The following is a 14792-nucleotide window of genomic DNA, read 5'->3' as shown; positions in this document are numbered from 1 at the left end:
GTGACGTTCTACCATCAGTCCTCGACGAAGAAATCCTCGTCCAGCCGCTTCACCTCCACGATGCGAGCGATGCGTACACCAACCCCGTGCTCGATCATCAGATCGGCCAACCTGTTACCGTCAATGAGGACGATGCGCTGCGGCAGGTGGCGAACGAAATCGATGGCCGGGGCGGAGAAGCTGGATGTGGTGACAAAGACGCCCTTGGCGGCACCGACACCGACGAGACTGCCGAGGAAGCCCTGCACTTCTGGCCGGCCGACGCCGACATGGGAAGCGTAGCGCTTGGCCTGCACATAGATGCGATCGAGGCCGAGGCGGTCCTCGTCGATCACGCCATCAATGCCGCCATCGCCCGATTTGCCCAACCGGCGCGCGGCATTTTCATGGCTGCCGCCATAGCCCATTCCGACGAGAAGATCGACGATGGCGCGCTCGAAGAAGGCCGGGCTCTGCGCCAAAATGCGTTGCAGCAGGTCCGCCTTTAAGGCCTGATGCAGCACGGCCTGCGCGGCATCGATCTGTTCTTCCGGCGTGGCGGATGTTGTTGCATCGATGGTTTCACCGGCGCCGGTTGACGCAGCATCCGCGCTGCCGGCGCCCGATGTACTGGACGCGTAGAATTCGGCAAAAGCGGGATAGGTTTTCAGCGTATCAACATTGATGGCGGCGGGGTTGGTGGCGAGCAGCGCCCTGCCCGCCGGGCTTGCCACGAAGCGACCGCGCGCCGGGCTGTCGATCAGGTCGGCCTTGGTCATGTAGAACTTTGCCCAGTGGATGCGGTTGTGGAAAATGCGCTGACGTCCACTCGGCAGCATCTCCTCCCGCTCCGCCGCAGACAGACCCAGCTGGTCGGCCAGCTTTTCCGCCGCATCCGGTACACGGGTCTCGCCATCGGCGGCGAGCCGAAGCACAGGAAGCATGAGGGATTGATAATCAGGGATTGCCATTGGGTCTGGCTCCAACCGCCTTGGCATAGGCGGAGAAATGAAAGGTAACCTGAAGTCAGGCCTCGCGCTTCCGTCCTGCCACTGAACTCAGTTGCATCCGCGTGACATGAACTTAGGTATCGACAACAACACGCTCGACACCCTGTTTCAAAAGCTCTTCGATCTTTGCCTGACGGTCAGCGATGTGTCCCATTAAAACCCTTACCTGGGCTAGAGCTGCTTCTATGACGATTAGGTGGGCTGCAATATCCTGCTCTGTCTGAGCTTTGGCTTCCGCGGCCGGTGGGTTTACATCCTCGGCCACTCGCAGCTCTGCCTTTGTTTTGTTCTTTGCTACCTTCTTCTCGCGAACCTGCTTGTATTCTGGCTGGGACCTAGCCCAGGCCGTTGGCCCTCCGCAGTCTGCAACAGTCCTCTGAAGGGAGGCTCTGGCCTTCTTGTGCAAAGGCGGCGGCACCCTGCCTGCTAGTTCCGCCTGAACTACCGAATGGATATACTGCAGACGATATGTTTCTCTTAGCGCAGCAGGAGAGGGTTTCTTCGACTTCGATGAATTTTCTTGTCGAGTATCGATCCCGGAAAACCATCCTGACCGAGGGCCAATGACGGTGCTTCCACCATGGTAATCACCTTGCCCCATCGCACTCCCCTACTGTCAATCGTCGCATTTACTGTTCCTCCAGCCCGCGCACCACATTCAGCAATCGCCGGAATTCCTCATTGTCGGTATCCCCCTTCCAGAAATTGATGAACTGGCAGACGACCTGCAGATTGCCCTCCTCGTAGTGGCCGTTGCTGTCTTTCCGGTCGAGGGACGGCAGGAGGTTCTTATCGTAATGCTGGCCTTGGAACTGGAAAGGGATGCCTGTCAACGCGCATTTGTTATCCTGTTGCTTCAGAAGTTGACGGATCAAGGCCTCAAGCTGCTGCGACGTCATCCGCAGCTCTTTGTTTTTCAAGGTTCGCTGCACAAGTTGGCCGTTGGCATTCTTGACCGTGTTCTCAACAGATATCCGCATTGCGATGACAGACTTATCGATCGCTCCAAGAACCCGTCCGTCATCCTTCGAACCGGCCGCAGGCGTTAATTCACCTTCGGCCTCCATTGCGATCAGATTCGAAAAAATCCAGCAGAAGGAATGCGCGTCGATCAGGCGAACAGACTTCAAGCCTGCCTCCTGCGCGATCAGCGGTCGCATCTGCTGAAGCAGGTCGAGAAAGGTACGGTAATTTTCCCAGCTGCACTGGCGTAGCGTGGAGAAATTGATGCCGATCTCGCGGAACAGGCGGTCAAAGCCTGTCGGCTGGATCGGCGTAAAGCGATCCATGTCCTTCAGAAAATACAGGTAAGCCAGCAAGGGGTATTTGCCCCCCGTGATGGTGCTCAGTTCCTCGAAGAGCACGCCCTCATCTCCGCCACCGACATAGAGGGCATAGAGCAGTCGCTCGATTTCCCTGCGCAGCTTCGGGTTCGTCTGCGCCTCGATGAAAACATGGTGATTGCGGTTGGCGTGGCCATACCGGTTCTGCCAAAAGACGAGATTGTTCGTCAGGTTGCGGCGACTGTCCTGAATTTCGATGGCGTCAATCACACGGCGAAGAATCGTACCAGACCCGATAGAGGCTTCCGACCAGCTCTCTGAGGTTAGAAGCGTCAGCGCGTATTCCCGGAGCTTCGGCTTGTAATCTTCCCAGGTCGCCGCGAGCCCCTCCTGGAAGTTGGAAAAGGGATGCCCCTTATCTCTAGCCGTTACAAGACGCTGGAATCGCTGAAAAGTGGTGGGAAAATTGCCCGGATATGACGGAAGGGAGCCGGCGACTACCTCGTTCGGGCCAGAGTACCAGTCAAGAAATCGAATGAGCGCACCTTCTGTATCAATCTCAACCCGCAAGGTCGATGGTGCGGCCAAAGGTGCCAGAGGCCCATTGAGATTGGAGTTCTTGGCATAGGGGATCAGTCTGACGCCATCAATCTCAGGTGGCGCGGGCGGCTGAAACCAGATGCTCAGCTCACTGTTGGTCCGGTGAATGGCGAGAACACGGCCAGGCGGTGTGTTGAAGCCTATGACATAGTCCGTCGGGGCCTTAACAGGCGCGCCAAACCGGGCGCGTAAGATTTTTTCGGCGTTTGCGATCGAAACACTCATTCCGCAGCCTCCTGCAGCGCCTCCGCATTCACCGGTGCCAGCGCCTCGGCCAGCAGCGCGTCGAGCAGTTTCTTCCGTGTCTCGTCGGCGCTGGTCAGGCTGGTTTCCAGCTGGTCGCATAGCGCCATGAGTTCATCGACCTTGGCGACGATGCGGTGTTGTTCGGCGAGCGGTGGGAGCCGGAAAGTCAGTGCTCCGAATTCTGTCAAGTTGACGTTCTTTAAGCCAACAGCTGACCGGATAGGCTGTTCAATCTGGTCGCGCACTTCGGATGACTGGAGAGCTAACCAAATGTAAGCGGGATCAATTTCGGTGGGGTCAGTTCTCAGGCGGACGAGGTAACCGGCAAAGGACATTCCTATTGCATCCGGCGTGACAACGGCCGCTCGGCCTACGATCTCCAGGCTGCCATTCGACCTTATCAGCAGAATGTCGCCTGCCAAAAGGCTGAGGTCTTGAATCTCAGTTGGTGACAGGGGCCCAAACTTTATGTCATCCAGCGAAATGCGACCAGCCGCGACGTTGGGTATACGCAGTACGGGTGCACCTTTCGTGCCGTAGTCACACTTTACGGATGTCCCATAGCGCATAGAGAGCGCGACCTCTCCCAGCTGAGTCCAAGTCCAATTACAAGGCTCCAACCCTTCCTCTCTGCGGAGCGAGGCGTCCGGCAAGCCATTGCGCCTCAGCTCTGCCCTCCGAGTTTTGTCCGCCTTTTTGCCTGCAATTCGCTTCAACAACTCTTCTGCCGGCTCATCCGCCGGGTCCTGAGGCACGAGCTTGCCACGGACGGCGAGGTTGAGGATTGTCTGGCGCAGCTGCTTGATCTGGTCCGGCCGCGCGGTGAGTGCCGGCAGGGCATCGAGCGCGAAGCGGGCGTCGTCGCGGAAGGTTTCCGGGTCTGGGGTGTTGAGGCGGGCAAGGCTTGCCGCCGCCAGCCGGTCCCGCTTCGTCTCCCGCTCCGTTCGCGCCGCTTCCAGCTCGTCGCACAACGCCATTAGTTCATCGACCTTGGCGACGATGCGGTGTTGTTCGGCGAGGGGTGGGAGAGGAAACACGAAATCTTCAACGTCTTCCCGTGCGATACCAGGGATCAGGCTCCGAGCCTGAGATTGGAGAGCGGTTGCCAACCGATGCGTGATAACTTCTAAGAAGCGCAAGTCCCAGCCAATCGGCGTCAAAGACATTAGCTGACGGCTAATCGCAACTTCATTCAGATCGCAAATGGTCGTCTTTCCTACACCCGACCCCTTGACGGTTAGTAGCAGTTGGCCTTTCCGCGCAACCGCTTTTCGAACGAGCGCATACCGTGAAATCCTCAGCCCGTTTGCCGTGAAATCAGAAGGTCCCGTGATGTAAGGAACGCCTGCCCCTGCCACCTCTGAGTATTCCGATGGCTGTAGGTGTTGGCCCGAAAGAAGTATAATTATGTCGCCTAAGCGGGTCAGAACCCAACCGTCGGGGACGCTGAAAGGCACCTGCTCCGAAGGCACCGGAAGCGAAGTTTTAGATTTCCCATTTTTGCCGGCCTTCACTAGACGCGCCTTCGCAGCCGCAATGCTTGTCAGCAGCTCCGACGCCGCCTCATCCGCCGGGTCTTGCGGCACGAGCTTGCCGCGCACGGCCAGATCGAGAATGAACTGTCGTAGCCGGGCAATCGCGTCCGGGGCATCGGCAATCTGTTCGTAATGCTGCAACAGGCGCTCGGCATTCATCGGGCCAGTGCCTCGGCCAGAATGCTCTTCAGCTGGTCGCGCAGGCGGGCCGCACTGATCTCGGCAGTCGTTAGCTCTTCCAGCAGGGTCTCCGGGTCGCCATGCTCATCGGCCACCGTGTGCGGATTCTTGAAATCCAGATTATAGCCGCGCGCCTTCACCTCTTCCAGGGTCACGCGCCAGGCCTGTGGGCCTTCCTCGCGGCCCTTGCGCTCGTGGTCACCCCACCAATCGACACAATCCTGCAGATGCTCCTGTCGGATCGGCTTGGTCATGGAATAGGCCTTCTGCCCCTCGGGCACGCGGTGTTCCCAGTACCAGATGTCCCTGGTCGGCGTGCCCTTTTCGAAGAATAGCAGGTTGGTGCCGATCGAGGCATAGGGCTTGAAGACGGAATTGGGCAGGCGGACGATGGTGTGAAGATTGCACTCCTCCAGCAGATGTTCCTTCAGTCGCGTCTTGATGCCCTCGCCGAACAATGAGCCGTCCGGCAGGACCACGGCGGCGCGGCCGCCATCCTTCAACAGACGCACGATCAGCGCCAGAAACAGGTCTGCAGTTTCCTTGGTACGGAAGGTCGGAAAGTTGTTTTCGATGCCGTCTTCCTCGCGCCCACCGAAGGGCGGGTTGGTCAGCACGATATCGACGCGCTCATCCTTACCCCACGATATCAGCGGGCGGGCGAGCGTGTTGTCGTGGCGCACGAAGCTCGGGTCCTCGATGCCGTGCAACAGCATGTTGGTGACGCAGAGCATATGCGGCAGCGGTTTCTTTTCGACGGCCCGCAAACCGGCCTGCATCTTCTCGCGGCTCTCCGGCGTGCGCACATGGTTCTTCTCCATGTGGCGGATGGCGCAGGTCAAAAATCCGCCGGTACCGCAGGCGGGGTCGAACAGCGTCTCGCCGGGTTTGGGGTCGATGCGTTCCACCATGAAGGAGGTCAGCGCCCGAGGTGTATAGTATTCACCCGCATTGCCGGCCGATTGCAGGTCGTTCAAAATCTGTTCGTAGATTTCGCCGAAATGCTGCCGTTCCGTCAGGCTGTTGAAATCGACATCGCTGATCTTGTTGACCACCTGGCGGATCAACTGGCCGGATTTCATGTAGTTATAGGCATCCTCGAAGAGATCGCGCACCACGCGGCGACGATCTCCGGCTTGCGCCGAAGCCGGAAGAGCCTTCAAGGCGGGGAAGAGCTCGTTGTTGACGAAGTTCAGAAGCGCCTCGCCGGTGATGCCTTCCGGGTCTGCCGCCCAGTTGCGCCACTGGAATTTCTCCGGAATGGGCGAGACGTAATTGTCCTGCGTCAGCTCCAGTTCCTGGTCCTGATCGTCCATGATCTTCAGGAAGAACATCCAGCAGAGCTGGCTGATGCGCTGGGCATCGCCATCAACGCCGGCATCCTGACGCATGATATCCTGGATGGATTTGACGGTGTTACGGACTGACATGGGACTAAAACTTCATCGTTTCGAGTTTGGCGTAAATGCGGCTGGTAATATCCAGCAGCGGGTCGCGACGACCAGACGGAAGAAGGGCATCATCTTTGGCAAGCGGGTAGTGTTCATCGCACAAGAAGGGCTTGGGGTTGAACCTAAACTTTGCAACCAGTCGCCGACCAAAATCCATCTCACCGTACTGGTAGGCACTCTCGACCCCGAAGTCACTGACTTCGGGATACTCACCCAAAAGATAACCCTCCTGAATGTGCGGCCGGATCGCATCCGGAGGGCAAGCGCTAGCGAGGCGGATAATCTGCAGTCCCGCTTCGGAACTCGCAGTTACGGCTCCACTCAAATTTGGAATGCCGAATACGAAAAGATAGGCGCTATCACCAGTGTTCTTGTGGGCGGCAAATGACGTCGCGATTCGGAGGGAATGAGAGACGTCCAGTAATGGTGTGTCGCAAACTTCATAATGCTGAAGTATCGCCCATCGAAGAATGCGTTGCCGCCGCAGCTGGTCGCTACCTTCTAATCTCTCGATCTTGTAAGCGTTCTGGAGTTCGGATTCCGCGAAAGTCAGCTTCTTAAAGCGGCTTTCCAGTATTTTAGGAGGCGGAATTCTGGAGCCTTCCAAGCGAAAGATCTTCGCTTTCAGTAGGCTCCGAGGCACCTTATTCGCCCTGGTCATGTAATCTTTGGGTTGCCCCCGAAAAACCAACACATGCTCACGATTTTTGAATTGTAGCTCAGCAACCTTCTTCGCCAAATCTAAGTAACTTTCCACGAAGTGCCCAGGACCTGAGCGTACTGTCTGGGTGGAAACATTCATAGAATTGGTTTGTTCGCCGAAGTACGACCATATTTTCTGAGCGCCGATGAGCTCCATTGTCAGATCGCCTCGTCATACATTGCAGCCTGTACGTCGTGAACTGCCTTTTCAAACGCTGCCTTGCCACCAAAGGCGCGAAGAAGCTCCACAGGCATGCCGAGTGTATTGGCCGGGGGTACCCGCAGCACATTGGTATCATCGAGGTTCAAGACGCCTTCATCCGCATACTTGTTCAGTAGCATGTCCAGAACTGCCCGCGCCTTCCCCTCATAGCGTGCGAATACGTCGCGCTTCTTCACGTTGTTGGCACGCTCCTGACGCGTCAGCGGCTTGCGGTCGAAGGCGATATGGCAGACGAGGTCGAAGGGATCGACGTCGATGCCGAGCTCCTTGGCGATCACATCCAGTGGCAGGCCCTCTGCCGCCAATTCCTTAACCAGTGCGTCCTTGCGCTCCTCCGATTTCCAGCGCTTCAGGAAATCATCGAGGCTGGCAAAATGGCGCAGCAGCGCTGCCTTGGTGAAGTCACGTAGGCTTTCGGTGACAAGTTTGCCATTGGCATCCAGATATTCGACACGCTCGGCGATGACCTTGGCGCTGATGCCATCGACATAGACCTTCTTCTGGCGTTCGCCGCTGCCACCCGGAAACGTCACCTCCTCGCCACCGGTGGTCAGTGGCTCAGTTGTGTATTCATCCTGGCCATTGTCTTCAAAGCCCGGAGGCTCCGCATCCGGCGGCGTGATGGGATCATCCTCACCTGCCACGTAAATCTGGACCGGATCACCATCGAATTCGGGATCGGCGAAATGGTTCGTCGCGCCGCGGAAATCCATAAGGGTGAAATAGAATTTCTGCGTATCCTCATGCACACGCGTGCCGCGTCCGACGATCTGCTTGAATTCGGTCATCGAGCCGACGGGGCGATCCAGCACGATGAGGCGGCACGTCTGGGCATCGACGCCGGTGGAGAGCAGCCGCGATGTGGTGACGATCACCGGGTAGCGCGATTCAGGATCAATGAAGTTGCCGATCTGTGCCTGGCCGAGCGTATCGCTGCCGGTGATGCGCATGACGTATCGGGCGTTTTCATCGCACAGGTCCTTGTTGTCGTTGATGAGCGCCTGACGCATGCGGGCAGCGTGTTCCTCGTCAACGCAAAAGACGATGGTCTTCTGGTAGCGATCGCCGCTCTCCTTGAGAAACTCGGTCACCTTGGCGGACACCAGCTTGGTGCGGTCATCCAGGACCAGGGTCCGATCGAAATCCTTGGCGTTATAGATGCGATCCTCTACTTCCTCGCCGTCGCGATCAAGCTGGCCCTTCTCCGGTCGATAGCCTTCGACATCACGGTCGATATGGACCTTGATCACCTTGTAGGGTGCAAGGAAACCGTCGCTGATGCCTTGCTTCAGGGAGTAGGTGAAGACCGGCTCGCCGAAATAGGCGGTGTTGGAAACGTACTCCGTTTCCTTCGGCGTCGCCGTCAAACCAATCTGGCTGGCAGCGGAGAAATATTCAAGGATTTCACGCCACGCAGAATCCTCCGCAGCGCTACCGCGATGACACTCGTCGATCACGATCAGGTCGAAGAAGTCTGGCGAGAATTCTCGAAACAGTTTTTGCCGCTCCTCGGGGCCGGTGATGGCCTGGTAGAGGCCGAGGTAGATTTCGAAAGATGGATCGATGCGGCGCTTGCGATCCAGAGCCAATTTCACATCAGTCTTGCTCCCATCCGCACGTTCGATCGTTTTCGACTTGGTGGAGAGCTTGGCCATCACACCGCCAAAGGGACGAAAGTCGCCAATCATTGTCTGGTCGATCAGCACATTGCGATCGGCCAGGAACAGGATGCGCTTTTTGCGCTTGGCCTTCCACAGTCGCCAGATGATCTGGAAGGCGGTGTAGGTCTTGCCCGTACCGGTCGCCATGACCAGCAGGACGCGATCCTGCCCCTTGGCGATGGCCTCGATGGCAGCGTTGACGGCGTTCACCTGATAATAGCGCGGAGCCTTGCCGCTGCCGTCATCGTAATAGTCTTGGAGCACAAGCTCTTCGGCAGAGGTGTCCAGGCCTTTCCATCGACTGTAGAGCTGCCAAAGGTTGTCCGGAGACGGGAACTGGTCGAGGCGAAGGGTTTCCTCTTTCACGTCCCGCAAGCCGGTGCGATCGTGAAACACGAAACCATCGCCATTCGAGGCGAAGACGAAGGGGATCGCCAGCGTCTCGGCATAGTCCAGCCCCTGCTGCAGACCATCGCCGACCGCATGAGTATTGTCCTTCGCCTCGATGAGGGCGATCGGAATGTTGGGCTTGTAGTAGAGGACGACGTCCGCCTTCTTGGCATTGCCGCGGGCGACGAGCTTGCCACGGACGGTGATGCGGCCCTTGGTGAAGAAGACCTCTTCCCGGACCTGCAACATCATGTCCCAACCGGCCTGCTTGACGGCCGGCAAGATGAACTTCGTGCAGATATCGCGTTCCGTCAAAGAGCGCTTGTCCATCCGGATGTCGTTCCCCCACAATCCCTTTGATTACACAATATGAATAGTGTTCGCAGCGTCAATGCAACCCTGAGGGCAGTCGATAAGTGCCGCTGAGTATTTTCGATTCCTGAGCAAACTGCGTTATCGGGAGTAACGGGGGGAAGACGAGGATAAGAACCTAACGGCGTTTGCATTTGACGGAACGCAGAGTTTTTGGTCAGGAAGGCATGAGGTGTCGTTTGGGTCGGAATGGATACAGACCGTCGCTGTACCGGTCAGCGATCTCGTGGAACACTTCTTCGCATTCTCGGACGGCAAATCCCTGGCGCTCAAGATCATTGGTCAGAGAGTCCCGAACTTTGCCCAGCGCGCGGTCTGTGTCCTTATGCGCCTGCGCGGCAGTAATGATCTGCCACAGCAGAACTCGAGCCAGGTCGTCACGGGATGGACGGCAGCGCGCCTTGGCATCCTTACGCACCTGCTGTTGGCGTTCCGCCTGCTCGGCGTTGCGTTCTTTCTTACTCTTTCTAGGCTTCTTCGACATGGTGTGCTCCTTAGTTGTCGGAGCCTCAGCGTGACCGATAGCCAAGCAAGCAACAAAACAACCGAGCCAATCGCCGGCGCGGCACCTCCCTCATGCAATCTCAGCATGACGCCCAGCGGTCCACGCCCTTCCGCCCAAACACCGTTTGCAGATGAATCGCAGAACCGGAATCCAGCAACGCTTTTCCGGAATTCAGAATCGGATGAGGGTAAATTGAAATGACGTGTCCAGAACTCGACGCAAAGCATGACGATGTGATCTCAATCGACATGCCTTACGCTCAAGATGTTTCAAATCGCCAAGAATGTAAGCGGGGCAGCGCCTCCGGGGGGGTGGCGAAGCCGGATGCCTAGCCGAGTAACGCCGTTGCGCGATTTCGCAACGCGGATCGGGAAGCCGGAATCCAGATCACTGAACTCAGAATCGAGCGTTCAGAATTCTGAATCGAAAATCTTGAGATAGGAAACGCGCCGGCGCCATCAGGAATCGCCTTTTCTCAGCTGAGGTCATGGCTCACCCTTTTCGCTATCACCGACGGAACCGCGAACGATGCGCCTCACCTCGTCGCCCGACAGGATGCCGACGCTTTCCAGGCCTGAGGCAATCGCATCGAGAGCCGACCGGTTGGCCTCGATCAGATCATGCGCCATCGCCTCTGCGCTCTCTAGTCGCCGATTGACCCGATGGGCGAGTTCACGGTCCATGGTCAGTTCGTGCATGCCCATCGCGACCGATCGATAACGAAGCGGCTGTTGCTTCGAGAAGCCGAGACTGGTCTCGGCCGCCAGGGCCATCGCGGTGGCGCGGGCGAGATCGCTTTCATCGGCACCACCGGCTCCGGCAATCGGTTCTTGGAAAACGAGGATTTCAGCGGCACGGCCCGCGAGCAGGCAGGCGATGCTGTTCATGAGCCACGCTTCAGTCTCCGGCAGATGCGCGTTCGGGACCGTCTTGACCAGTCCGACGCCGTGCAACGCGATACTGGCGGATTGTACCTCTGCAATGCCGGTCAGGGTATAGACCAGCGCATGCCCCGCCTCATGGATGGCTGCACGTTTGCGAAGGTCAGCGGACATGGGTGCCTGTCCGGCCCGCAGACCTGCCTCGAGGTCGCGCCAGGTGATGCCGCGGCCCGAGCGGCGCGCGGTTCTACGAATGTCGCGGAGCAGGCGCTCGATATCCGCACCGGTCTTGCCCAACGCCAATAGTGCGAGTGGACGAAGCAGAGTTCCGGGATCAGTGACGTGGTTTGTCATAGTGCGGTTCCCTTTCCCTTTGCGGTTTTCCGGTTCTCAGAATTCTCCCGAAGCTTTTGACGATCGGCGTTTCTCGCGGCAGCTGGCCGCAGCCTCACGCGGTTCGCAGGAGCCGACGCCAAGACGCCTGGAAGATCGTTGCCCAGATGATGCGTAAGGATGCCGGTCAGCGTTTCGACGTCGGGTAGCGGAATACGGACATGTGTCTCCAGCCTTCCAGACCGAAGCAGGGCAGGATCAATCTTCTCGGGCAGGTTCGTCGCACCGACGATCACGACGCCCTCGGTTTTAGTGGCACCATCCAGCAGCTCAAGGAGGCGATTGATCAACGACACCCAATAGTCATCGTGTTGCCGCGCGCCTGCACTTGAGCGGGAGCCAATGTTGTCGATCTCGTCAATGAAGAGGATTGCGGGCGCGTGCTTCGATGCCTGGGTAAAGGCGGCTGACATCCTTTGGAGCACATCACCGAGAAATCCAGGCTCAAGCCAGTTCGCGACTGACGTTACCAGCAGCGGCACCTGAAGCGTATTGCAGAGCGCCCGCGCAAACGTCGTCTTGCCCGTGCCGGGCGGCCCCGACAATAGCAGCTTAGTGCTCATCTCCGGCCAGGTCAGACCGCCTTCACGCCAAAGTTCCAGGTCAGCTTTCAGGTCGCGTGTCCACGCTTGGGCGGCCCCATAGCCGCACAGCGTTTCGACTGTGATGGGAGCGCCCTTCGCAGTTGTCAGCGGTGGGCTATCGGTGTCGACCAGGACGGCTTCGGGAATGGGCGGCTCTGGAAGGATGACTTCAACACCCGTCGATCCTTTGGCTTCCTCCTTCTCGGCAGACTTGGCACGTGATTTCCCACCCCCGGAACGTCCACGGCCCTCGCCAGCGTCCTCGGTATCCTTGCCGTCTCTATCCGAGCCTGCGCATCGATCAACCAGCATCGCTAGAACCGTAAGCACTTCTTCGACGGAGCGACCTGGTCGCACGGCGAGGAGCAGATCGTCGATCGACAGCGATTGCGGATCGAAGGCTTTCATCTTCATGAAGTTGAGTGCGACGTCACTTGGCACACCGATACAGAGACTCAAGAGATCGGCGATCATCGACCGGTCAAAGCCCTCGCATTCGACAACGAGGTCAGCCGTCTCAGTGATCACCGGTGTCAATGCGGTCGGCGTTTCATCTGCCACCAGGATTGGCTCAGCTGCATCGGTCATCGCCGTGCGGAGTAGACGACGGATCGTTCTGTCGTCGCGTTTCATCAAGGAGGAACCGGCCAGCGTATGCAGCCTCATCTGCTGTCTCGAGGACCGGCTATCCCGAAACCTGCCGGACAGCGATCCCTCTCGCGCGACATCTTCCAAGATCACCGAGAACGGCAGAAGCAATCCGTCCTCGAGCATCATGCCGACACTCGCCTCGAACCTTGCAACCGGTGCTTTGATCAGCACGAACGGTGTAAGGGAACGAATGACATCCGTGAACGCAGACAGACGTCTCAGACTTGTGCCGACCGCACGCGCGATCAGAAGCGCGACTGCGACGTGCATGGGAGAAGATGGCGGCAGATGCTCTTTCAGCAGCTCGGCAACATAGTTGAAGCTGATCGCTGAGCCGACGGGCAGTCGACGAGTACGGCGTCCGGGCTTTGGTTTCGGCTGCTGACTTGGAGGTGCCGGAGTAGACCAGTCGTAGAGTGATGCTTCGCCCTCTGAGGTCCTCGTCGACCGAATGATCTGGGCTGTCACCATCACGATTGCCACGACTGCTGCCGATCATCCGAGCGATGATTTTCCGATCGTAGTCATGGGCGCCGGTCAGATATTGCCGTGCCTTGATCGAGACAATCCAGGGCCTGGCAAGCGTGCCGGTATCGCCGACGCCGCGTTCCAACAGTCCGGCAGTCGCAGCCGTTTCGTAAAGGTTGAGGACAGCACGACGGCGCAGCCGTGCGAGGAGGTAGCGGCGAACGCGTTGCTCGAGCGTTTCCATTACGCGCCCTCCTGAGAGGACAAGTCCGTTAAGCCCGGGTTGCCATCGAGCCAGGCACGCAAAACAACGCATGTCGGCTCACCCAGCTCGCACTGCTCGAGCAACCACACCCGCAGTTGCGGCGGCAGGCTTTCGATCCGCCGACCCTTGCGTCGGGCAAAGCCGATCGTCGAGCGAACAATGGATGCGATGTAGTCCGCGCGTTCGTCGGCATCGAGTTTGTCGCCTGTAGGAACAGGATGCTTATCCAGCACCGGTGGCAGAAGAACCGACGGCGCGGTGCGCGTGGGGAAAGCAAGGATATTGGAGGCTCGTGAGGTCATGGCAGACGTCTCCTGTTTCCCCTGCAGCACTGCAGGGGTAAAAGATCAGAGAAGAGAGGAAGGCTTGGACCGATCAGGCCATCGCTATGCGTGGTGGCCTGGCGAATCCAATCGATACCGGCGTACGCGACGCGCTGGGCTCGTCTTCGCTTGGACGTGGTCGGACGCCGTTATGCTCGGTCGGGTCGCTGCGCGAAATCATTGGGCTGTTAGACGTGTCGAGCCGGTGATCGTTCAACGCCGACTTCCAGTTTGCCTCGACACGCCGTTGGAATAGCTCGCGGAGGTGCGCGATGACTTCGCCGGCGCCCATGATTTCCAGAAGGTGGTCGAGATGCGTGAGGGGCCACACGCCGCCATCGATATCGGTTCGCTGGTTCTCGGCATTCAAGATGACAACGCGGACCTCCTCGACATGCAGGCGACGATGCTCCTTGTAGAGGAGGTCCGGAACGACCAGCGCTGCCGCAAGCATGCGGTTCTTCAGTTCCGTGATCCGCGCGACTTCATAAGAACTGAGACTGCGCTTCACATCGACAAGATGCCCGATCTTGGTGGAGCGGTTGATGATCAGCAGATCGGGCGTGTAGCTCTTTCGTCCGCCGCTGTCCGCATCGAGGCTGAGCGCCTTGACCAGAGCGGCCTCATTCATCGCGACCAGCTCCGCAGCGGCCTTCGTCACTGGGAGGCGCAGGTTGTCCGTGAGGACGATCAGGTCGGGATTGTATTTCGCAAGGAGGGCGATGCCCTTCTCAAGCAACCGCCCTTCGGCCGCCGGGACCGCGCGCATCACGGATGCAATGTCGTCCATGCCAGCGGTTAGCGCGCGCTGGAACGTGGCACTGGAGAGAGCAGTACTCACGACCTCGCTCACCAAGTGGTCGAGCGCCGGACGGATGTCCTCAAGGTCGACGGTCAGGTCATAGGATGCCGTTGCGGCGGCGAGAATGATGTTGGCAGTCATGAAGAATTCTCCTGTGATCGAAACAGGATCGGCAGTCACCTCGACCGCGCGGACGCGGGGCGGCAGACGCGGAAATGATTTCCGCATCGACACTGGTGAAAGTGATCCTGATGGAGGCGGTTAGCGCGCAGCCGAATGGCAGCTGGA

Annotated in this window: 13 protein-coding genes; 1 reads left to right on the top strand and 12 read right to left on the bottom strand. The window is 58.4% G+C overall.

Translation table 11 applies throughout. The features are described from left to right. Positions 1–14: 14 nt before the first annotated feature. From J5J10_RS17490 to J5J10_RS17445, 10 genes are all read right to left on the bottom strand, one after another. The gene (locus J5J10_RS17490; protein WP_211930839.1) at positions 15–950 is read right to left on the bottom strand and encodes a restriction endonuclease; all 936 of its coding nucleotides are present in this window, start codon (positions 948–950) and stop codon (positions 15–17) included. A 112-nt stretch (positions 951–1062) separates the two neighbouring features. Beyond that, positions 1063–1395 carry a hypothetical protein gene (locus tag J5J10_RS17485; RefSeq protein ID WP_211930838.1) on the bottom strand — a complete coding sequence of 111 codons (333 nt, stop codon included), beginning with the start codon at positions 1393–1395 and terminating at the stop codon, positions 1063–1065. Between the two features lie 223 nt (positions 1396–1618). Continuing rightward, positions 1619–3097 carry a hypothetical protein gene (locus J5J10_RS17480; protein ID WP_211930837.1) on the bottom strand — a complete coding sequence of 493 codons (1479 nt, stop codon included), beginning with the start codon at positions 3095–3097 and terminating at the stop codon, positions 1619–1621. Then, complete coding sequence (locus tag J5J10_RS17475) at positions 3094–4812, bottom strand: restriction endonuclease subunit S (RefSeq protein ID WP_211930836.1); 1719 nt, start codon at positions 4810–4812, stop codon at positions 3094–3096. The genes J5J10_RS17480 and J5J10_RS17475 overlap by 4 nt, the downstream gene beginning before the upstream one ends. After that, the gene (locus J5J10_RS17470) at positions 4809–6263 is read right to left on the bottom strand and encodes a class I SAM-dependent DNA methyltransferase (RefSeq protein WP_211930835.1); all 1455 of its coding nucleotides are present in this window, start codon (positions 6261–6263) and stop codon (positions 4809–4811) included. The genes J5J10_RS17475 and J5J10_RS17470 overlap by 4 nt, the downstream gene beginning before the upstream one ends. Positions 6264–6267: 4 nt before the next feature. Then, positions 6268–7143 (bottom strand): FRG domain-containing protein, encoded by an 876-nt coding sequence (locus J5J10_RS17465; RefSeq protein ID WP_211930834.1) that lies wholly within the window; start codon positions 7141–7143, stop codon positions 6268–6270. Positions 7144–7145: 2 nt separating this feature from the next. Beyond that, a complete protein-coding gene (locus J5J10_RS17460; RefSeq protein WP_211930833.1) occupies positions 7146–9590 on the bottom strand; it encodes a DEAD/DEAH box helicase family protein in 2445 nt (814 codons plus the stop codon). Positions 9591–9789: 199 nt separating this feature from the next. Further along, positions 9790–10116, bottom strand: a complete 327-nt coding sequence (locus J5J10_RS17455; protein ID WP_211930832.1) for a hypothetical protein — start codon at positions 10114–10116, stop codon at positions 9790–9792. 506 nt (positions 10117–10622) lie between these two features. After that, positions 10623–11372: an ATP-dependent Zn protease gene (locus J5J10_RS17450; RefSeq protein ID WP_211930831.1), complete on the bottom strand. Its 750-nt coding sequence runs from the start codon at positions 11370–11372 to the stop codon at positions 10623–10625. Further along, entirely contained in the window at positions 11369–13117 is a 1749-nt protein-coding gene (locus J5J10_RS17445) for an AAA family ATPase (protein ID WP_211930830.1), read from the bottom strand. The genes J5J10_RS17450 and J5J10_RS17445 overlap by 4 nt, the downstream gene beginning before the upstream one ends. On the opposite strand from J5J10_RS17445, the gene J5J10_RS17440 reads away from it, so the two are divergent. After that, the gene (locus J5J10_RS17440; RefSeq protein ID WP_211930829.1) at positions 13098–13373 is read left to right on the top strand and encodes a hypothetical protein; all 276 of its coding nucleotides are present in this window, start codon (positions 13098–13100) and stop codon (positions 13371–13373) included. The two genes, J5J10_RS17445 and J5J10_RS17440, sit on opposite strands and share 20 nt — an antisense overlap. Here the strand turns inward: J5J10_RS17440 and J5J10_RS17435 are convergent. Then, positions 13358–13681 (bottom strand): hypothetical protein, encoded by a 324-nt coding sequence (locus J5J10_RS17435; protein WP_211930828.1) that lies wholly within the window; start codon positions 13679–13681, stop codon positions 13358–13360. The two genes, J5J10_RS17440 and J5J10_RS17435, sit on opposite strands and share 16 nt — an antisense overlap. Before the next feature lie 73 nt (positions 13682–13754). Further along, positions 13755–14645 carry a hypothetical protein gene (locus tag J5J10_RS17430; protein ID WP_211930827.1) on the bottom strand — a complete coding sequence of 297 codons (891 nt, stop codon included), beginning with the start codon at positions 14643–14645 and terminating at the stop codon, positions 13755–13757. Positions 14646–14792 lie beyond the last annotated feature (147 nt).

It is taken from the genome of Ciceribacter sp. L1K23 (assembly GCF_018122705.1).
Classification (GTDB): Bacteria; Pseudomonadota; Alphaproteobacteria; order Rhizobiales; family Rhizobiaceae; genus Allorhizobium.
Note: the sequence above shows the minus strand (reverse complement) of the source record. Positions and strands in the feature narration are given on the sequence as shown.